Below are 21,421 nucleotides of genomic sequence, written 5' to 3' on the forward strand. Positions count from 1 at the left end.
TTATGCTAGCGCAAATTATCAATGCTTCAATTAAAAATCGCATCATGGTGCTGCTGCTTACCGCCATCATTGCGCTGGTAGGTTATCAGGCCATGCGCACCACACCGCTTGATGCGTTGCCCGATTTATCTGACGTACAGGTGATAGTGAAAACCAGCTATCCGGGCCAAGCGCCACAATTGGTAGAAGATCAAATCACCTACCCATTGTCGTCGGCCATGTTGGCAGTTCCGGGGGCAAAAACCGTACGTGGATTCTCCATGTTTGGCGACTCGTTTGTGTATGTCATTTTTGAGAACGGCACCGACATTTATTGGGCTCGTTCACGGGTGCTTGAATACCTTTCGCAAACCCAAGATCAACTGCCTGCTGGTGTAACGCCGAGTTTAGGGCCAGATGCATCTGGTGTCGGCTGGATTTTTCAATATGCGCTTGTTGATCGCAAAGGCCAATACGATTTAGCGCAATTACGCTCTCTACAAGACTGGTTTTTAAAACTTGAGCTGCAAAGTGTGGCTGGCGTGTCTGAAGTGGCTACCGTTGGGGGCATGGAGCAAACCTACCAAATTGTGGTCGACCCACACAAACTGGCGTTATATCAAATTGATTTAATGACCATTAAAAACGCCCTCGATAACTCCAATAGTTCAACGGGTGGTTCGGTGATTGAAATGGCCGAAGCCGAATACATGATCACCTCTAGTGGTTATCGCCAAACCATTGCCAACTTTGCCGAAATTCCCTTGGGTATTTTGTCTGAAACTGGCACGCCAATTTTAATGAAAGACGTGGCAGAATTACGCACTGGCCCAGCAGCAAGACGCGGTATTGCAGAGCTAGATGGTCAAGGCGAAGTTGTTGGCGGCATTGTGGTGATGCGCTATGGCGAAAACGCCCTTGAAACCATTAACAATATCAAACTCAAGCTCGAACAAATCAGCAATGGCCTGCCTGACGGTGTCGAGTTAGTCATTACTTACGACCGTTCTGATCTTATTGTGCGTTCAGTCGATAATCTCAAGCATAAAGTATTAGAAGAAATGTTTGTCGTGGGCTTAATTTGCTTACTGTTTCTATTACATGCCCGCTCAACGCTCGTTGCTATTATCACCTTACCCATTTCAATTTTAATCAGCTTTATTGCCATGCACTTTATCGGTGTTAACGCCAACATTATGAGCCTAGGCGGGATTGCCATCGCCATTGGTGCGGTAGTTGATGCGTCTATCGTGATGGTAGAAAACACTCACAAGCATTTAGAGCACTACCGCCAGCAACATGGTTGTGCCCCAGAGGGTGAAGCACATTGGCAGCTGGTAAAAGATGCCTCTGTTGAAGTCGGGCCTGCACTGTTTTTTAGTTTATTAATTATTACCTTAAGCTTTACGCCCGTGTTTGCACTCGAGGCACAAGAAGGCCGTTTATTTCATCCATTAGCGTTTACCAAAACCTTTGCCATGGCCGCATCTGCCATATTGGCCATCACCTTAATTCCGGTTTTAATGGGCTATTTTGTACGTGGAAAAATCCCCGATGAGCGAAAAAACCCGCTCAGTCGTGTTCTCATTGCTCTATATCAACCCTTATTAAAGTGGGTGTTACGTTTTCCAAAAATCACCATAGTGATGGCTCTCGCGGCCTTGCTCAGCGCCTATTACCCACTGACAAATATGGGCTCTGAATTTATGCCGACGCTAGAAGAAGGTGACTTGCTGTATATGCCCACCACCTTGCCAGGCGTGAGTGCGGGCAAGGCGGCGGAGATTTTACAGCAATCCGACAGGCTGATAAAAACCGTACCTGAAGTTAAACGGGTATTTGGCAAAGTCGGCCGAGCAAAAACCGCAACCGATCCTGCACCATTAACCATGCTCGAAACCACGATAATGCTTAAACCCACAAGCGAGTGGCGCCCTGGGGTGACCTTAGAAAGCATTATTGCCGAGCTGCAAAAAACCGTGCGTATACCGGGTATGACCAATGCCTGGGTACAACCGATTAAAACCCGTATAGATATGTTGTCCACTGGCGTAAGAACCCCTGTTGGCATCAAAATATCAGGTTCAAACGTTGAGGAACTGCAACGAATTGGCAGTGAAATAGAAGCCGTGGTTAGCCAATTACCCGGTACCTTATCGGCGTTTGCCCAACGCAGCAGCGGTGGCCGTTATATTGATATTACTCCTAACTTAAAAAATGCTGCCCGCTATGGAATGACACTCAAAGACATTCAAGATGTGGTGCAGATTGCCATTGGCGGCATGACAATCGGCGAGTCGATCCAAGGCCAGGAACGCTACCCAATAAACATTCGTTACCCAAGGGAACTGCGCGACAACATTGAAAAACTAAAAGACCTACCCGTGCTCACTAAAACCGGTAAATATTTACCCTTAAGTTACCTAGCAGAACTCACCATTAGCGATGGTGCGCCAATGCTCGCTAGCGAGAATGGTCGCCTTATCTCATGGGTATTTGTCGACTTAACAGATATCTCAATTGGCGAGTACATTGCTCAGGCACAAGCCGCGCTCGATGAGCAAATTAACTTACCTGCACGTTACAGCTACAGCTTTGCTGGGCAATATGAGTATATGCAACGGGTTGAAGCTAAAATGACCCTGGTGATCCCTTTAATGGTGGCGGTAATTTTTATCTTATTAATGATGACCTTTAACTCCATGACACAAGCATTAGTGATTATGCTCAGTTTACCTTTTTCACTGGTTGGCAGTGCTTGGTTACTTTATTCACTCGAGTTTAATTTTTCGGTTGCTGTGTCGGTTGGCATGATAGCCCTGGCCGGTGTTGCCGCTGAGTTTGGGGTAGTGATGCAGGTGTATCTCAATAACAGCATTGCCGCGTATAAACGAGAAGAGCGTTATCAAACCAAAGCCGATTTAACCGCTGCGCTTATGGAAGGTGCAGTAATGCGCATACGACCAAAAGCCATGACGGTTGCCACCATCTTTTTCGGATTATTACCCATTATGTGGGGCAGCGGCACAGGTAACGATGTCATGCAAAAAATTGCCGCACCTATGGTTGGCGGTATGGTCACAGCTCCCTTATTATCGCTATTTGTGATCCCGGCGATTTACTTGCTGATTTATGGCAGACGGCTGCCCGCTTAAACATTCGCAGACGCCAAAAGCAAAAATCCCAAACAATACATTGTTTGGGATTTTTATTGTCACGTTTAAACCTAAGTTAAGCTGAGGTTAGTTCGGTTAGTTACGCTCAAGTGACTCATTAAGATGATCCGCTTCATCTTGTTTCTTCTTACGGCATGCCGCGATGTCATCTGGATGACCGTGTTTGCATGGATCGCTGGCTAAAATGGCCCGAGGCAGATTGAGTATCATATACTCTGTATCATTTTTATTATCGTCTGCATTGCCAGCATTGCCTAAACGATAGGACGAAGTACCACTACAGGCCGTTAGCAACAGCAAACTAGACAACACCAGACTCGATAACAAAGTTGATAATAAAAGCGGCTTTTGCATTATTGAGTGATCCTTTGCTTTTCACGCGCCAACCCCATCATCCTAAACATTCCCCACGCCATAATCGCGCCACCAATAACCAACATTGCATTGATGATCATTGGGTGAGCCAGCATAGGTAAAAAGCCTTCATCAAAGCCGGCAAAAATGCCGTAAAGCCCTAAGCCAAACAATAAGGTGCCAGGAAAATCGATAATAGCCACCATCAGCATACTGCGATTAATTCGCGCTAATGCGGCTTGAGTCGTTTCTTGAGTCATAAATTCATCCTTGGGTGTATTCCTTGTGTATTGCTAATCACTGTGACATCGATTGTTAGTGTGAGTTCAAATAATGACCTAAATGCGAGGTGTTAGATGTTTATGCCGCTGGATCCAACAGCGAAATAATCGAGAAAAAACCGCCTTGTGGATCATTAAGCACCGAAAAACGGCCCACATTAGGGATATCGGTAGCCGGTACGCACACAGTCGCACCCAGGCTATTCGCCTTAGCCACTGAGGCATCACAATCTTCAACGGCAAAATAGTTCATCCAATGCGAAGGTGCGTCGCCCCACTCTTCGGTCATCTCCATCATGCCACCAATCGCTTGCTCGCCCACATACCATTCGGTGTACTCAAAATCGGCCATGTCTGCTAATTTTGTGTGATAGCCTAACACCTCACCATAAAACGTTTTAGCAGCATCACTATTTCGACACGCTAACTCAACCCAGCATAAGGTATTTGGCTCTTGAGCACGTTTAATACCAATATGATCTTGCCCCTGCCACAGTGCAAAACGGCTACCTTCGGGGTCGGTACATAACGCCATAAAGCCTGCATCACCAACGGCATGTGGCCCAGCTATCACTTGCCCGCCGCCTTTTTTGACCAACTCAGCCGATACAGAGACATCATCAACAGCAAAGTATACTGTCCAGTGTGTCGGCAAGGATTTCATATTGTCTGGCATGGGATACATGGCACCAATATCATCACCATCTATTTGCAACATAGTGTAGTGACCTTCTGGCATAGGCATATCGTCTGCGACCCAACCAAATAGCGCTTGGTAAAACGCTTTACCTGCTGCCCAATCGTGTGTCGCCAGCTCAAGCCAGCATGGTTGTCCTTGTTGATATTGTTGTACTTTCATTGTAGTTATCCTGTGACTGTGATGCTTATAAGTTAAGTTGATATCACCCAAAAAGCAAAAAGCCTTCAAACGAAGGCTTTAAAAATAATGTGCTATTAAAATCAGATTATTTAAATACCGGCAGAATATCAGCCATAGCCAATAGATGGCAGGTTGCAGTGATAATACCAAACAGCACAACGACAACGATTAATGGCGTACCACCAGGCACTTTAAAACCTGTAGAGTCAGGATACAATTGACGCACTTTATACGCTAATAACGCTGGCACAATCACGGCCCAAACCGTTGCGGCTAGTGCGGCAAACCCAATGGCGATAATAAAACCATTTGGAAATAACAAACCTAAAATCGTTGGCGGTATAAACGTGATTGCAGCGGTTTTCATTCGCCCAGCACGAGAATCATCAAAGCCAAATAAATCAGCCAGGTAGTCAAATAACCCTAAGGTGACCCCTAAAAATGATGACGCTACCGCTAGGTTAGCAAATAAGGTCAGCATGCTATTTAACCATTGACTCGCCATCGCCCCTGACAACGCCTCAACCAACACGCCAATATTGCCACCTTTAGCAATAACATCGGTAAATTGACCACGAGGAATATTTCCCATGGTCGCGATAAGCCAACATACATAGATAACTAAGGCGATAGACGTGCCAACTAGCAGTGCTTTAACTATGGTGCTGGCATCTTTACCGTAATATTTCACTAGACTCGGCACATTACCGTGATAACCAAAACTGGCTAATCCAAAAGGGATTGCAGCAAATAAATACGGTAGATAACGGGTTTCACCATCTGGCGAAAGTAATTTAGTGGTATCGATTTCAATCAGTAAATTGCCAATCGCTAAAAAGAAGGTAATCACCATACCACCGAGCATAATGGTGGTAATACGGTCAACCGCTTTAGTGCTAATTAAAACGATAAACGCCAACACAGCAGCAAAGACTAAACCAGCAACACTTTGCGGTAAAGTTACACCAAGCGCTGACAAGCTATGATTAACGATTGAACCACCACCACTGATGTAGGCGTAGGTTAAAATGTACAATACAAACGCAATGGATACGCCGTTAATCACTCGCCAAAATTGGCCTAATGTTTCACGAGTTAACGTATCAAAACTGGCGCCGGGCTCAAAATGCAAGTTAGCTTCAAGTAATAATAATCCCGACATTAACATGCAAAACCAAACACCTAGTAGCATGGCCATAGAATAACCAAACCACATGCCAGCACCCACAACGGGCAGTGAAAACATGCCTGCACCTACAGTCGTGCCGGCAATAATCATGGCGCCGCCCAATAAAGATTTACTTTGTGGGCGGTGCTTTGCCGCATTCATATGATTAGCCATTATTGTCCATGCTCCGCGTGCACACTATCAACAATGGTTTGTCTAACTGCTGAGCTTAATAATTGATTAGCATGATCACGAATTCGAATCACTTCTGCGCGGTGTTCAACACTGCATAGATAACCTAATTCTTTAAGCTTAACGCTTAAGGTATTATAGAGTTTTTTATCGTAAAACTCTGGCGCAGTAATACCATGCAATGCACCTAAACGCTGGGCCAATAAGTGGCTGTCGGTTTCGAGTTCTGAGCGCTCTAAATCAGGTTTTATTGCCAGTAAGTTAAAGATAATGGCATAACGCTGTAACGTTTCACTGATGGTTTCAGCCATTAATAATAATTGCGCAGTGTAGTTGGGATTGACTTCAAATTGCGTGTCGCCACTGAGTAAACCTTGGTCCACCATAAAGTCTAAAATACTGTCGACATGTTGCTGCACATCTTCAATACCCATAAATAACTCAGCTTTAAGTAAAGGATAAAAGTCCTTAACAACGGCATGTATTGTATTACGGTCGCAAATATCATATTGCACCAAACAGCTAGCAACCAATGACGGTAAAGCCATTAAATGAATGATATTGTTACGATAATAGCTCATGGTGATGGCAATTTTTTCATCAACAGAAATAATCTCACCAATCGCATCTTTGGTGCTAACAAACTTATTGAGCGATAAACAATGATCAACAATGGTTTTACCATCGCCTTCGGCAACCGAAGCATAATTGGTATAAGGTACTGCTTTAAGCAATGCTAAATACAAATCTAATTGACGCTCTAACAAGCTGCGCTCTAATGCATTACGCTCAGAAGCAAGCAACACTAAGCTGGTTAGGGTAACTGAACTGGCTGCTGCGGCACCGTTAATGTTGGTCATAACGCGATTAGCCAGCAAATTAACAGACGGTGTAAACCAGGTTGGTTTTTGCTCGGGGTCGTTGGCCACTTCTTCACGCCAATCTGGTGCTTGTTGGTTTAAAAAATTTTGTAAGTTAATAGGCTCACCAAAATTAACATAACCTTGGCCAAAATTACCTAATTTACGAATAGCGCCAAACACTTGCCAAACAGACTCTTTTTGCTTTTTCTTACCGCTGAGCTCTTTGTGATAGGTTGCCACTTCCATAACATGGTCATACCCTAAATACACAGGCACTAGGGTTACAGGGCGTTCAATTCCGCGCAGTACGCTATTGATGGTCATCGCTAACATGCCGGTTTTAGGCGCAAGTAAACGCCCAGTACGCGAACGGCCACCTTCGGTGAAGTATTCAACCGAGTAACCTTTAGCAAATAGTTGGTCCAAATATTCACGAAATACTGCGGTGTAAAGCTTATTACCATTAAAGCTGCGACGAATAAAAAACGCCCCACCTCGGCGGAACATAGGGCCTGCAGGCCAAAAGTTTAGATTAATCCCCGCTGCAATATGCGGTGGCACCATACCCTGGTAATACAAAATGTATGACAGTAATAAGTAGTCCATGTGACTACGATGACAAGGCACGTAGACAATTTCATGGCCATCATGATGGAGCTGACGAATTTGTTCAGCACCTTTAATGTTGATACCACTGTATAATTTGTTCCACAACCAAGTTAAAAAGCGTTCTGCAATACGGACTAAGCTGTCAGAATAATCTGCGGCAATTTCATCTAAATACTCAATGGCTGTTTCGCGCGCTTTTTCTGGCGACACTTTTTTACTAACAGCTTCTTCTTCAATGGCTTTTTTAATTGAATCCGACTTAAGCAACGAAGCAAAAAACATCTGTCTATTGGGTAATTGCGGGCCGGTCATCACTTTACGTTGGCGACTAAAATGCACCCGAGCAACTCGGGTGAGCTTATGAGCTATACGCTTATCGGAACCATGTTCATCGGCCATATAACGCAATGATAATGCATTAGAAAACTGCACAAAGTTATGGCGACCTAAAAACAAAATCATTAGCCATTTACGTAACCATGTAGGGCTTTCACGCTCAAAAACAGCCGCTTTCATGCTGTCGTCTTCTTTGCCGGGTGTGCGCCCCCAATATAAGCTAACAGGCACCAGCTGAATGTCTAAATCCGGACGCTGACGATGAAGTGCCAGTAAGCTGATAAAACAATTGATAAACTTTTCGCCACTTTCGCGTTTGCCAAAAAGAGGTTTACGTCCCTCAAGGCAAACAATACGCGGTACTTTTAATCCATCGACGATTAAAGGCTCATATGGGCTAGGCATACCAAAGCCTTCGGTGATTTCGCTTAAAGCCGCAGCATCACTAATTGACTCTGTTTTCATGACATAAACCAGTGGCTTAGTCGGGTCTAAATTAAGATCATCAAATGGGTCATGCGGCACAACAATGGTATGCACCATCCATTTTTGCACCCATTTTAATGTCCGTAAAAATATTGAATTTGGTTTTGACATGGTTAATTTCGCAATATAAGCCACTGTAATATTGCTGCATAGGATACCAGAAACCACCCTTGTTACACTATCTGGCTGTTTTATCTTTACTTTGTGAACTATCGCCAATGACAGATCTCAAATAATAAAACCAATAAAACACCTATAAAACATATGGATAACAGTATAACTGATAACAAAGAATAAAAAACAGTTGGTTAATACTTGCGCGAACAAAAACACTGTATATAATGACAGTCACTGTATAAAAAGACAGGAATCATCATGAGACCGTTAACGCCACGCCAAGCAGAAATTTTAGACCTAATTAAAAACAATATCGCCGAAACCGGTATGCCACCGACTCGCGCTGAAATTGCCAACCGTCTTGGGTTTAAAAGTGCAAATGCTGCCGAAGAGCATTTAAAAGCATTAGCCAAAAAAGGCTTTATCGAGATCATGCCTGGCACTTCTAGGGGGATCAGATTACCCCAAGAAGACGAACAAGAATCTGGCTTACCGCTTATTGGCCAAGTGGCTGCAGGCGAGCCTATTTTAGCGCAAGAACATGTTGAGCAATATTATCAAGTTGACCCAAGCATGTTTAAACCTGCCGCTGATTTTTTATTACGGGTTCGTGGTGACAGTATGAAAGATATTGGCATTTTAGAAGGTGATTTACTGGCCGTACATAAAATGCAGCAAGCACGAAATGGCCAGGTTGTTGTGGCCCGCGTTGAAGACGATGTTACGGTTAAACGTTTCGAGAAAAAAGGCAATGTGGTGTATCTACATGCTGAAAACGAAGCCTATAACCCAATTAAAGTAGACTTAAGTTGCCAAAGCCTAACCATTGAAGGGCTTGCAGTTGGCGTTATCCGTAATGGAGATTGGTTATGAATAAACTAATGGGCACAGCCCCACGCCACCCAGGCTTATGGGTCGATTTAACCGAAGCTGATATGTACGGCAGCCAAACCATTCAAACATTACAAACCGTGACTCAAGGTGAGTCTGAATTGGGTCAGTTGTGCAGCCAATTAGCTAGCTTGAGCCAACAAGGACGCTGGATTGTACTCATTAGTCCACCACACATTGGCTATAAGCATATGCTTGCTAGCGCTGGCGTAAGAATGGACCGTATTTTATTAGTGCACACTAAAGATGAAGTCGAAACCTTATGGGCCATGGAAAAAGCGCTAACCAGTGGCACGTCAAGTGCGGTTATAACCTGGACCAGCTCATTAGATGCCCGTGACAGCCGCCGTTTAGAAATCGTTGCTAAAAGTGCCCGAGCATTAGGAGTTGTAATCGAAGATGTGAATACTCACTCACAAGAAAAGCACCAAATGGTTAATCCTTCGATGACAACAGCTTCAAGTAATTTTTCAGCATTTCATTAACAACGAACCCATAAACACCAAGCCCTGCATTCAATTCAGGGCTTTTTTTTACATTTTTTCAGACGATTAGCGAACAAAGTGATCTTGATCAAAGTTTGATCTACAAGTAATGTTGTTAACAAGGATGAAACATTGTCTATCCTTAATATGACGTGTATTGGCCGACACAATAGCCATCGATGGGAACACGTCAACATAAATTGATTAGTTCAGTCGTAGGTACAGGTGTGGTGTTCAGCTAACAATAAATGCATAGGCTTAAATGTCTACAACCACCAGTGTACTTTGAAGTCATCAAACTTTTTTGGGAATCGAAGAGTTTGCATAGAGCAGAGACTTACTGTGTGACTCTTCTTTGTAATTGCGGTTTGCAATTAGCAGAGGAGAAGTCTTGTGAAGCAAAGGTGGTATTGTTTATTGGTAGTGCTGTTAGCACTCCCGTTAGGGGCAGCAGAAATGCCCCTCAACATGACTCAAGGTGTGACAGATATCAGTGGTAGGGTTTACGACCTCCATATGACTATTTTATATATCTGTTGTGCAATTGGGTTAGTGGTATTTGGGATCATGATTTACTCAATGATCTATCACCGCAAATCAAAAGGCGCTGTTGCGGCCAATTTTCACGAAAGTACTAAAGTAGAAATTGCCTGGACAGTCATTCCATTTATCATCTTAATTGCGATGGCAATTCCTGCCACCAAAACCTTAATTGCAATGGAAGATCCTAGCAATGCTGATCTGACCATTAAAATTACCGGGTCGCAATGGAAATGGCATTACAGTTATTTCGATAAAGATATCGAATTTTACAGCACACTTTCAACGCCAAGAGAGCAAATCGATGGCGACCAAACCAAAGGTGAAAATTACCTACTTGAAGTAGATAAACCATTAGTGTTGCCGATAAACCGAAAAGTCCGCTTTTTGATGACTTCAGATGATGTAATTCACTCTTGGTGGGTGCCCGCATTTGCCGTGAAAAAAGACGCTAACCCAGGTTTTATTAACGAAGCCTGGACACGTATCGACAAGCCCGGCATTTACCGCGGCCAATGTGCAGAACTGTGCGGCAAAGACCATGGGTTTATGCCCATTGTGGTTAATGCACTGTCTGAAGCGGACTTTGAAAACTGGCTAGTAGAACAAAAACAACTTGCCGAAACCGAAGCCGCAGCAGCGGCTGCCTCCATGTCACAAACCTTATCACTTGCAGAATTAAATCAGCAAGGTGAGCAAGTATACCTTGCCCGCTGTGCAGCGTGTCACCAACCTAATGGAGCAGGCCTTCCTGGTGTATTTCCATCACTTATTGGTAGCCCAATGATTAAAGGCCCTGTGCAAGGTCACCTTGATATAGTGATCAACGGTAAACCCGGTACAGCAATGCAAGCCTTTGCCAAACAGCTATCTGCACAAGAAATTGCCGCAGTTATTACCTATGAGCGTAATGCGTGGGGTAATAACAGTGGCGATGCCGTGCAAACAGCAGATGTTGGCCAATTTTTAAATAGTGGTGCGGCGGTGTCTGAGCCTGTTACAACACAGGTCGCCGACACGGCAACTGCGGTTACTAATTCTGTCACTGATGCGCTAACCGAAACAGTCAACCAGGCCGAAGAAGTGATAGCGCAAGTGGTAGAGCCAAAAGACTTACCCACTCTCACCATGGAACAGCTCATGGCAGAAGGTGAACAAGTTTATGCTACAACCTGTGCAGCGTGTCACCAACCTACTGGCGCAGGTTTACCTGGCGCTTTCCCCTCACTCATTGGCAGTCCTTTAATAACAGGACCGGTTAGCGGGCATATCGATATTGTTATGCACGGTAAACCGGGCACTGCAATGCAGGCATTTAGTAGTCAGCTCAGCCCTCAACAAATGGCTGCGGTGATTACCTATGAGCGTAATGCATGGGGTAATAATTCTGGCGAGGCAGTGCAACCTGCCGATGTCGCAAGCCATGGACAGTAGGGGAAAACCAATGAGCACAACAACGCACGATACACTCGACAATGCGCATGATGAGCATCACCACGGTGCCCCTAAAGGGCTTATGCGCTGGGTACTAACCACTAACCACAAAGACATAGGCACTCTGTATTTATGGTTTAGTTTCATTATGTTTTTAACCGGTGGTGCCATGGCTATGGTCATACGCGCCGAACTATTTCAACCCGGATTACAGTTAGTTGAACCAAACTTTTTTAATCAAATGACTACGGTTCATGGATTAATTATGGTGTTTGGAGCCGTTATGCCGGCCTTTACCGGTTTAGCCAACTGGTTAATTCCTATGATGATTGGTGCCCCTGATATGGCACTGCCGCGAATGAATAACTGGAGCTTTTGGATTTTACCTTTCGCCTTCACCATATTGCTGGCTTCATTATTTATGGAAGGCGGCGGCCCCAACTTTGGCTGGACATTCTACGCACCGTTATCAACGACTTACAGCCCTGATTCAACAGCATTATTTGTCTTTTCTATCCATATTATGGGTATTAGCTCAATTATGGGCGCAATTAACGTGGTGGTTACCATTGTCAATATGCGCGCGCCCGGCATGACATGGATGAAACTACCACTATTTGTATGGACCTGGTTAATCACGGCATTTTTACTCATTGCCGTAATGCCAGTACTTGCAGGTGTCGTAACCATGGTACTGACCGATAAGTTTTTTGGTACTAGCTTTTTTGATGCTGCAGGTGGTGGCGATCCTGTGATGTTCCAACATATTTTTTGGTTCTTTGGGCACCCAGAAGTGTACATCATGATTTTGCCGTCTTTTGGCATTATCTCAGCAATTGTACCTACCTTTAGTCGTAAGCCATTATTTGGCTATTCGTCAATGGTTTATGCAACTGCAAGTATTGCTATTTTGTCATTTTTGGTTTGGGCACACCATATGTTTACTACCGGTATGCCGGTATTTGCTGAGCTGTTTTTCATGTATTGCACCATGCTCATAGCGGTGCCGACAGGGGTAAAAGTGTTTAACTGGGTTGCCACAATGTGGCGAGGCTCTATGACCTTTGAAACTCCAATGTTATTTGCTGTCGCCTTTATCATTTTATTCACTATTGGTGGGTTTTCTGGATTGATGCTCGCCATTACCCCGGCGGATTTCCAATACCATGACACCTATTTTGTGGTAGCTCATTTCCATTATGTACTGGTGACGGGTGCCATTTTCTCCATTATGGCAGCAGCGTATTACTGGCTGCCAAAATGGACTGGCAATATGTACAGCGAAACCTTAGGAAAATGGCACTTTTGGTGCTCGGTAATATCGGTAAATGTGTTGTTTTTCCCGATGCACTTTTTAGGTTTAGCCGGAATGCCACGCCGTATACCTGACTATGCGATTCAATTTGCTGACGTTAATCAAATTGTCTCCATAGGCGGCTTTGCTTTTGGCTTATCACAATTGATCTTTCTAGCGGTCGTTCTTAAGTGCATTAAGGGTGGTAAGCCTGCGGGAGACAATCCTTGGCAAGCCGCCGATGGCTTAGAATGGTCAATTCCTAGCCCTGCGCCTTATCACTCATTTACTACCCCACCGGAGATTAAGTGATATGAGCCCAACGCAAAAATCAAACCGTAAATTACTCACCATGCTTATTTTAGGTTCTATAGGCATGTTTGGGTTTGGTTTTGCCTTGGTACCGCTTTATGACGTGCTGTGCGACACCTTGGGAATTAACGGCAAAACCCAAAATAGCGCCAGCACTTATGACTCGGTAGTTGTTGATAAAAAACGCACAGTGACCATTGAATTTGTTACCCAGGTGCAATCGGGTATGCCATGGGAATTTTCGCCTAAAGTGAACCAAATCACCGTTCACCCTGGTGAGCTAACCCATGCTAAATTTGAAGTTAAAAACCTGTCGGCAAAAAATATTATTGGCCAGGCAATTCCATCGGTTTCGCCTGGTCAAGGCGCGGCATATTTTAACAAAACAGAGTGCTTTTGCTTTAATCAACAACCTCTCGCCGCTGACGCAAGCGCTGAACTACCACTGATATTTTATGTGGACGCTGATTTACCCGCGTCCATTAATACTTTGACTCTCTCTTATACCCTTTACGATATCACCGACAAACAAGCGGTATCGGCAAAGCAAGGAGCAGCAAGATGACAACAAAGCATCAAACTTATTACGTACCAGCCCAAAGTGGTTGGCCTATTATTGGCGCCATTGGTTTATTTTTAATTGCCTTTGGCGCGGGTAATTATATTCAACAACTAGCCACTGAAAAAACCTCTGGCGGTTACATATTATTAGCCGGTATTGCAGTGATAATTTTCATGATATTTGGCTGGTTTAAAACTGTCATTGACGAGTCAATGGCAGGCTTATACTCACCACAAATGGACCGGTCGTTTAGACAAGGCATGAGCTGGTTTATTTTTTCTGAGATAATGTTTTTCGGCGCATTTTTTGGCGCTTTATTCTATGCACGTATGATTTCAGTACCCTGGTTAGGTGGCGCGTCAAACAATGCCATGACCCAGGAAGTATTATGGCCAGCATTTGAAGCCGCATGGCCGCTACTTAAAACCCCAGATGGCACCACAACCGAAGCCATGCCATGGACAGGCTTACCACTCATTAACACCATTATCTTACTGACATCTTCAGTCACCTTACACTTTGCACATGTCAGTTTAGAAAAAGCCAAGCGTAAACCATTAATTATTTGGCTCAGTTTAACGGTGATACTAGGCGCGGCGTTTCTTGCCTTACAGGTAGAAGAATACAGCCATGCTTACCAAGAAATGGGCCTCACACTCACCTCGGGCGTTTACGGCAACACCTTTTTCTTGCTCACGGGTTTCCATGGCATGCACGTCACCATAGGCACCCTATTTTTGATTATTTTGTTGCTCAGAATTATCAAAGGCCATTTTTCCCCAGACAAGCATTTTGCTTTTCAAGCCGGTAGTTGGTATTGGCACTTTGTCGATGTGGTGTGGTTATGCTTATTTATTTTTGTGTACGTGTTGTAATTGCAGATTAATAAGGCCGAGTGTTGGGTTGAATATAGCCCAACCCTAAGGCCACCAGCAGTACCACAATAACCACCACAGAAAATAAAACACGACGACCTAAATACTGACTCATTGATTGCTGATGCTGTCCTTTAACCATAATAAACAAAGCTCTACCCAGGTTAAAAATTATGAATACGAGCAACGAGACTAAAACTAACTTAACGATCAATGGTGTTGTCACGGGCAATCCTTTTGGTGGAGTGAGTGTGTCTCGGGTGTTATTGGTATTGATTACTTTGGTCGTGTTTACCCTTTTGGTCAAGTTAGGGTTTTGGCAACTATCACGCGCGGAGTTTAAACAACAATGGCAACAAACTTTAGTTTTACGAGAGCAGCAAGCCGCCATCAACTACACGCAATTGCTGTCACTAACCCAAACTGAACCAACAGATGCTGAAGAAGCCGCTTTACTGACGGGCTATCGCTTGTCGATAAATGCAACCCCTGTAAAGCAACCCTTATTACTACTCGATAATCAGGTGTATCAAGGTCAGGTTGGGTACCTTGCCTACCAATTATTTGAAGTTACACCCGATAGCCCATGGATTCTAGTGGAGTTAGGATTCGTATCTGCAGGTAAAGATCGTCAAATATTGCCAGCGTTAACGCCTATCACAGCAGGACAATATCAATTAACAGGTCGGGTATATCAAAAACAAGCCAATCCATTAAGTGACGGACTCCACCCAGAAATGCAAGTTGATAAACCTATACGGTTTCAAAATTTAGCCATGCCAGCGTTAGCAAAACTACTACACCATGACATTGCCGCAGCGGTATTACAGCCCGACAGCGTACCGCAATACTCACTGCCGCAACCTTGGGTACCCATTCCGCTGTCGGCGCAAAAACATCAAGGCTACGCATTGCAATGGTTCACCATGGCAGCAGTATTTTTAGGGCTGATGATCTGGGTCGCCTTAAGGCAATTTAGACATCAATAACAACCGTAACACACTAAAATTAAAACGATACGAGGAGATACAATGAACTCCCAACCTAAAAAAAAGAATAACGCATTACTCATATTGCTGGCGGTATTTGTGTTACCCATTGCCGTCGCTAAGCTAGTATTAAGCTTTGATCTTTACAACGGTGGTGCCACAAATAAAGGAATATTGCTACCTAGTGATATTAACTACTCAAATTTAGCCATGCCCAATCCCAAGCCGCACACATGGCAAATGCTGTACTTGTTGCCAAAACGCTGCGAACAAACATGTCAGGACCAATTATATGTGCTGCACCAAAGTTATATCGCTTTGGGTAAAGATCGCGACAGAGTGGTACCTATCATATTAATTAACCATGATAGCGATACTCGCACACTCAACAACTTAAACATGGCTTTTGAACAGGTCACTGCCAATAAAGCCCTAGCAGACTTATTAACGCAACAACAATTAGTGATTGTCGACCCACTTGGTAGCTTAATAATGCAATATAACCAAGTTGCCGGACGCGATGCCAACATAGCACAAGGCAAAGCCATGATTGCCGATTTACGCAAAATGCTTAAATTATCGAGGGTTGGCTAATGGCAGTAAAAAGGCTTATTAAGTTCACCTTAGTATTCACCCTTGCGGTGATTTTAATGGGTGCCTACACCCGCCTATCAGATGCTGGATTAGGTTGTCCTGACTGGCCGGGGTGCTATGGTCATTTAGCTGTACCCAGCGCAAGCCATGAACTGGCAAAAGTAGAGCAGCATTTCCCAGAGATGACTATTGAGCCAGAAAAAGCCTGGCTTGAAATGATCCACCGCTACATAGCTGGCACATTAGGGTTAATGGTATTAGCGATTCTTATTTTGTGCCTTAAGCAGCCGCAGGCGCCTAAAAAATTACCCAGCTTTATTGCCATACTCATTATCTTTCAAGCCGCTCTCGGTATGTGGACAGTCACCATGAAGCTTATGCCAATTGTAGTGATGGCACACCTTATCGGCGGCTTTAGCTTATTTGCCTTACTGTTACTACTGTATTTACGCCTTAAGCCGCTGCGGATCCCCAACGGCGACAATCAAGCACGTAAACTTATGCCATTAGCATTAGTGTGTTTAGGCGTGTTGGTGGTGCAGATTATGTTAGGCGGTTGGACATCATCAAATTACGCCGCACTCGCCTGCACAACATTACCCATTTGCGAAGGCAACTGGGTTGATAACCTCCGTTTTGCCGATGCATTTTCGCCCTTTCAAGGTGAACACCCCAGTTTTGAATATGGCGTATTGGACTACCCAACGCGGATGACAATTCATATTACTCATCGCATTTGGGCTGTCGTCACCGCCGTCATGTTAATTTGGCTTGCATTAAAATTACGTTATTCGCATTCGCAAATCATGCGTAACAGCGGCTATTTATTACTGCTGTTAGTCATAGTGCAAGTCGGCCTTGGGATCAGTAATGTGGTAATGAATTTACCCTTAGGTATTGCGGTCTCCCACAACGCAGGGGCAGCATTTTTACTGCTCAACTTAGTCTTTATTAATTACGCCCTGTGGCGTAAAGCATAAGCGAGGATTGACCATGACAAAACCTCTTACCCTAAGCCAACCACAACAAAAATTATCTTTGTCTTGGCGAGCCTATTTTGAAATGACCAAACCCAAAGTGGTTGCCTTAATGCTACTCACGGTGTTAGTGGGCATGTGCCTAGCGGTGCCAGGAATAGTGCCATTGCAGCCGCTCGTAGCAGGAATGGCAGGGATTGCCATGATGGCCGGTGCAGCTGCAGCTTTTAATCACTTAATCGACCGTAAAATTGATGCCTTAATGGCGCGCACTTACAATAGACCACTCCCTAAGGGTAAAGTCTCCACCACCAAAGCCGCGGTGTTTGCCGTTATGCTAGGGCTCGTTGGTTTTGTCGTATTGTATACCTTGGTTAATCCACTCACCGCCTGGCTCACATTTGCCAGCCTAATCGGTTATGCCCTTGTGTATACCGCTTATCTTAAACGCGCAACGTCGCAAAATATTGTCATTGGCGGGTTAGCCGGCGCAATGCCACCGCTACTTGGCTGGACCGCTGTCACTAACGAGTTACATGGTTATGCCTTACTGTTAGTGATTATTATCTTTACCTGGACCCCACCGCACTTTTGGGCGTTAGCGATACATCGCCGTAAAGAATACGCCAAAGTCGACATTCCTATGCTCCCCGTTACCCATGGGGTAGAATTTACCAAAACCTGTATTTTGCTATACACTATTTTACTGGCCATTGCCTGCTTATTGCCGGTGTTAGTTGGTATGTGCGGGCCGGTATATTTAGTCGGTTCAACGATTCTTAGTTGCGGGTTTATTTATAAAGCGTGGCAACTTAAATACCATGACTATCCAGGCTTGGCGATGAAGGTGTTTACCTTTTCAATCTACCATTTGATGGTGTTATTTATTGTGCTATTGGTCGATCATTATTTTTGGGTTGCATAGAAAGGATTTTGCATTGAAAAAACGTATTGCTGCAGGTGTATTCATATTGCTGGCTGCCGGAGTTATGGCCTATCAAATGACCCAACAACGGCCACTTGATTTGGCCACCAGCTATGTATTTGAAACCCCTAGAGCATTGGCACCTTTTACCCTTGAAGATCAATACGGTAATCAATTTACTAATCAGTCTTTACAGGGTAAGTGGAGTTTATTTTTTATTGGCTATACTGCCTGCCCTGATGTGTGCCCAACAACACTCAACAAACTCGCAGCGGCATACCCTGAGTTGCAAAAAATATCTGATTCATTTCAGGTGGTATTTGTGTCAGCCGACCCTAAACGAGACACGCAAATTAAGCGCCTCGATTACATTAACTTTTTCAATAAAGAGTTCAAAGCGGTCAGTGCAGAGCACGCTGCACTATTTCCGTTTAGTCGTGACTTAGGGTTTGTTTATGCCATGGTCGGTGAAGACAGTGACTATCAGGTAGACCACAGTGCTTCGTATGTGTTGGTGTCCCCTCGAGGCGAGAAAACTGCCGTGTTTAAAACTAAGCCCGCTCCTGGGCAACTGCCGCAAATTATCAATAACGAATTGATTAGCGATGTGGATAAGATTGTTAGCGCTTGGCACTAACAATCTATTTTGATCATCGCAATAGGCTTACTCTTGTGGCCACTTGCCATCATCTTTAGGCCGAATCCACATTTGCGAAAACCAGTAATAGCCTGTACGGGTTTTACTGGGCACGGTGCAATTATATCTTGAACGACCTGGCGCCATATCAGCAGTAGCCTGAATGCTAAAGGTATCTTCTTCGAGCCAAATTGGTTTTTTTGCGCCCTGGCCTTGAATAAAGCACATCAATTGATGTGGATATAAATCAGAAGTGTCTAAGGTAACGACTAACTTAGGTCTAAATTTGTCAGAGGTTAACACAGGCTCACTGATATTCTGCTTTAACACTGGCATCGGCAAGCTTGAAAATTTCACCGTTAAGCTAGATAAATCGGCATAAGCATTTGCCACCGGGAAACGCGGCAACGCAGTGATAGACGAATACTCACCAGCAGCGCCAGATTGCTGCCCAAAACCTACAAAGCCATGCTTAACTAAAATAGCCTCTAACGCTGCGGTATACTCACCATAAGGATAAGCAAAAAACTTCACGCTTTGGCCAGTGTGCTTTAGTAATTCCGCCTCGGTTGATAAAATATTATTTTCAACCCTATCATGCCATTGTTCTGAGGTTTCTTTAGGTAGACGACGGATTAAATGTTCATGCCCCCAACTGTGGTTTGCAACCGTAGCGCCTTGTTTGGCTAACGTTTTAATCTCGTCCCAGCTCATCATGCCGTCATAGCCTGCAATAATTGGCGCAGGCGACACAAATACCGTAAAAGGAAAGTGATGCGATGCTAAAATGGGCGCAGCATTTTCAATGATGCTTTCGTATGCATCATCAAAGGTGATCACAATGCTGTTATTGGCAATTGCCGTGTTATTCTTAATGGCATCAACGGCATCCGTTAACGACATCACAGTAAAGTTATTGTCTACTAAATACTGCATTTGCTCGGTAAATTGAGCGGGAGTCACGCTCGTGCTTTTGGGCGTACTGTCAGATACATGATGATATTGCAAAATCACCACCGCGTTAGCGTTAAGGTGAATAAAACTAAAACAGATAACCATCAAGCCTAAAACGATTTTTTTAACCATGATTACTCATACCTATGTCAGTTAGCGCATTACTATTAAATCGCCATAAGCATCGTCAATTATTGGCATTAGCGACACCAATGATACTGTCGAATATCACTATCCCACTTTTGGGGTTAGTAGATACCGCAGTAATAGGCCATTTAGGTCAAGCTTATTATCTTGGTGGGGTTGCGCTAGGCAGCACAATTATCACCTTGATGATTTGGTTGCTCGGATTTTTAAGAATGTCGACAACCGGACTCGTTGCCCAAGCTTACGGAGCAAACGATAGAATAACTCAGCAACAATTATTGTTACAAGGTTGTATCTTAGCATTAACACTGGGGTTTGCCTGCGTGATGTTGCAGTCTCCCATCGTAAATTTTGCATTAAGCCTTAGTGATGCAAGTGAACAAGTCATATTTTACTGTCGTCAATATGTCGATATTCGTATTTGGTCCCTGCCGTTTGCCTTAGTCAATTTAGTATTATTAGGCTGGTTACTCGGCCGCCAAGCTCCTAAAGCCGCCATGTGGCAACTGATCATCGCCAATGGCGCCAATATTATTCTCGATGTAGTGTTTGTTATTGGTTTTCAATGGGATGTACAAGGCGCAGCGCTTGCCTCTGTTATTGCCGATATTTGCGCCTTTTCTGTTGCTTTTATTATGGTTAAACGCCAATTGACTAAAATGGGCGACGTTCATTTAACACGCAGTCTTAGCCAATTATCCTTGCGCGGTTTTAGCCGCTTATTGTCGCTAAATCGTGACATTTTTATTCGTAGTTTGTGCTTACAAGCGGCGTTTAGCTTTATGACATTCCATGGCGCAGGGTTAGGCGACAACATCATTGCGGCTAATGCGGTATTACTTAATCTGTTAATGCTGATCTCATATGCCCTCGACGGAATTGCCTATTATGCCGAAGCTGAAGTTGGCCGAGCATTTGGACAAAAAAACCAAGTATTACTTCAAGATAGTGTTCATCTTGCCTTTTATTGGTCGGCTGCAATTGCCGTGTTGTTTAGCCTGTTATTTTGGGGCGCAGGAGGTGAAATCATTCAATTGCTCACCAATGTAGAACCTGTACAACAAGCAGCAAACCAGTATCTTATTTGGCTAATCTTTATGCCCATTTTAGCATTCGGCTGCTATCTATTTGACGGAGTATATATTGGCGCAGCACAAGGCCAGATTATGCGTAACAGTATGATTATTGCTACCTTTGGAGTGTATTTCCCGTGCTGGTACTTATTACAAACATGGGGGAATCACAGCTTATGGGCGGCAATGTCTGTGTTTATGCTATGCCGCAGTATGACATTAGGCTGGCATTATTTTTATCAGCTTAGATACAGACTAGCTTTGGCATAATAATCATTGATAGCTACAATG

General features: G+C 44.1%; 20 protein-coding genes. 13 read left to right on the forward strand and 7 right to left on the reverse strand.

What is annotated here, in order from left to right:
- Positions 1–2 precede the first annotated feature (2 nt).
- Positions 3–3,134 (forward strand): efflux RND transporter permease subunit, encoded by a 3,132-nt coding sequence (locus IEW93_RS00805; protein WP_188735893.1) that lies wholly within the window; start codon positions 3–5, stop codon positions 3,132–3,134.
- 96 nt (positions 3,135–3,230) lie between these two features.
- Here the strand turns inward: IEW93_RS00805 and IEW93_RS00810 are convergent, their stop codons facing one another.
- The 5 genes from IEW93_RS00810 to plsB form a co-directional block, all read right to left on the reverse strand.
- Positions 3,231–3,509 carry a hypothetical protein gene (locus IEW93_RS00810; RefSeq protein ID WP_188735895.1) on the reverse strand — a complete coding sequence of 93 codons (279 nt, stop codon included), beginning with the start codon at positions 3,507–3,509 and terminating at the stop codon, positions 3,231–3,233.
- The gene (locus tag IEW93_RS00815) at positions 3,509–3,769 is read right to left on the reverse strand and encodes a tetraspanin family protein (protein ID WP_188735897.1); all 261 of its coding nucleotides are present in this window, start codon (positions 3,767–3,769) and stop codon (positions 3,509–3,511) included. The genes IEW93_RS00810 and IEW93_RS00815 overlap by 1 nt, the downstream gene beginning before the upstream one ends.
- Positions 3,770–3,869: 100 nt before the next feature.
- Positions 3,870–4,649, reverse strand: a complete 780-nt coding sequence (locus tag IEW93_RS00820; protein WP_188735898.1) for a VOC family protein — start codon at positions 4,647–4,649, stop codon at positions 3,870–3,872.
- A 106-nt stretch (positions 4,650–4,755) separates the two neighbouring features.
- Complete coding sequence (mtr, locus tag IEW93_RS00825; protein WP_188735900.1) at positions 4,756–6,012, reverse strand: tryptophan permease; 1,257 nt, start codon at positions 6,010–6,012, stop codon at positions 4,756–4,758.
- Positions 6,012–8,435, reverse strand: a complete 2,424-nt coding sequence (plsB, locus tag IEW93_RS00830) for a glycerol-3-phosphate 1-O-acyltransferase PlsB (protein WP_188735902.1) — start codon at positions 8,433–8,435, stop codon at positions 6,012–6,014. Before plsB ends, mtr begins: the two co-directional genes overlap by 1 nt.
- A 264-nt stretch (positions 8,436–8,699) precedes the next feature.
- Here plsB and lexA point away from each other — a divergent pair, with 264 nt between their 5' ends.
- The 6 genes from lexA to IEW93_RS00860 all read left to right on the forward strand — a co-directional run bounded on the left by lexA (position 8,700) and on the right by IEW93_RS00860 (position 14,834).
- A complete protein-coding gene (gene lexA / locus IEW93_RS00835; RefSeq protein ID WP_188735905.1) occupies positions 8,700–9,314 on the forward strand; it encodes a transcriptional repressor LexA in 615 nt (204 codons plus the stop codon).
- Positions 9,311–9,817, forward strand: coding sequence for a cell division inhibitor SulA (locus tag IEW93_RS00840; RefSeq protein WP_188735907.1), 507 nt, complete (start codon positions 9,311–9,313; stop codon positions 9,815–9,817). The genes lexA and IEW93_RS00840 overlap by 4 nt, the downstream gene beginning before the upstream one ends.
- A gap of 393 nt (positions 9,818–10,210) precedes the next feature.
- Positions 10,211–11,791, forward strand: a complete 1,581-nt coding sequence (coxB, locus tag IEW93_RS00845) for a cytochrome c oxidase subunit II (RefSeq protein WP_188735908.1) — start codon at positions 10,211–10,213, stop codon at positions 11,789–11,791.
- A gap of 10 nt (positions 11,792–11,801) precedes the next feature.
- Complete coding sequence (gene ctaD / locus IEW93_RS00850; RefSeq protein ID WP_188735910.1) at positions 11,802–13,397, forward strand: cytochrome c oxidase subunit I; 1,596 nt, start codon at positions 11,802–11,804, stop codon at positions 13,395–13,397.
- A gap of 1 nt (position 13,398) precedes the next feature.
- Positions 13,399–13,962 (forward strand): cytochrome c oxidase assembly protein, encoded by a 564-nt coding sequence (locus IEW93_RS00855; RefSeq protein WP_188735911.1) that lies wholly within the window; start codon positions 13,399–13,401, stop codon positions 13,960–13,962.
- A complete protein-coding gene (locus tag IEW93_RS00860; protein ID WP_188735913.1) occupies positions 13,959–14,834 on the forward strand; it encodes a cytochrome c oxidase subunit 3 in 876 nt (291 codons plus the stop codon). The genes IEW93_RS00855 and IEW93_RS00860 overlap by 4 nt, the downstream gene beginning before the upstream one ends.
- A gap of 7 nt (positions 14,835–14,841) precedes the next feature.
- Here IEW93_RS00860 and IEW93_RS00865 read toward each other — a convergent pair whose 3' ends face one another.
- On the reverse strand, positions 14,842–15,060 hold the full coding sequence (locus IEW93_RS00865; protein WP_223418933.1) for a DUF2909 domain-containing protein: 219 nt from the start codon (positions 15,058–15,060) through the stop codon (positions 14,842–14,844).
- Here IEW93_RS00865 and IEW93_RS00870 point away from each other — a divergent pair.
- Genes IEW93_RS00870 through IEW93_RS00890 form a run of 5 tightly spaced genes read left to right on the forward strand, consistent with a single transcriptional unit; the run spans position 15,008 to position 18,956 of the window.
- Positions 15,008–15,823 carry an SURF1 family protein gene (locus IEW93_RS00870; RefSeq protein WP_188735915.1) on the forward strand — a complete coding sequence of 272 codons (816 nt, stop codon included), beginning with the start codon at positions 15,008–15,010 and terminating at the stop codon, positions 15,821–15,823. The genes IEW93_RS00865 and IEW93_RS00870 overlap by 53 nt on opposite strands.
- Positions 15,824–15,865: 42 nt before the next feature.
- Positions 15,866–16,417 carry a redox-active disulfide-containing membrane protein gene (locus IEW93_RS00875; RefSeq protein WP_188735917.1) on the forward strand — a complete coding sequence of 184 codons (552 nt, stop codon included), beginning with the start codon at positions 15,866–15,868 and terminating at the stop codon, positions 16,415–16,417.
- Positions 16,417–17,397, forward strand: coding sequence for a COX15/CtaA family protein (locus IEW93_RS00880; protein WP_188735919.1), 981 nt, complete (start codon positions 16,417–16,419; stop codon positions 17,395–17,397). Before IEW93_RS00875 ends, IEW93_RS00880 begins: the two co-directional genes overlap by 1 nt.
- Before the next feature lie 13 nt (positions 17,398–17,410).
- Positions 17,411–18,319, forward strand: a complete 909-nt coding sequence (gene cyoE / locus IEW93_RS00885) for a heme o synthase (RefSeq protein WP_188735921.1) — start codon at positions 17,411–17,413, stop codon at positions 18,317–18,319.
- A gap of 13 nt (positions 18,320–18,332) precedes the next feature.
- A complete protein-coding gene (locus IEW93_RS00890; RefSeq protein ID WP_373284843.1) occupies positions 18,333–18,956 on the forward strand; it encodes an SCO family protein in 624 nt (207 codons plus the stop codon).
- A 27-nt stretch (positions 18,957–18,983) separates the two neighbouring features.
- Here IEW93_RS00890 and IEW93_RS00895 read toward each other — a convergent pair whose 3' ends face one another.
- A complete protein-coding gene (locus IEW93_RS00895; protein ID WP_188735923.1) occupies positions 18,984–20,042 on the reverse strand; it encodes a polysaccharide deacetylase family protein in 1,059 nt (352 codons plus the stop codon).
- 14 nt (positions 20,043–20,056) lie between these two features.
- Here IEW93_RS00895 and IEW93_RS00900 point away from each other — a divergent pair, with 14 nt between their 5' ends.
- Positions 20,057–21,400: an MATE family efflux transporter gene (locus IEW93_RS00900; RefSeq protein ID WP_188735925.1), complete on the forward strand. Its 1,344-nt coding sequence runs from the start codon at positions 20,057–20,059 to the stop codon at positions 21,398–21,400.
- Positions 21,401–21,421 lie beyond the last annotated feature (21 nt).

The organism is Shewanella inventionis, from assembly GCF_014641855.1.
Classification (GTDB): Bacteria; Pseudomonadota; Gammaproteobacteria; order Enterobacterales; family Shewanellaceae; genus Shewanella; species Shewanella inventionis.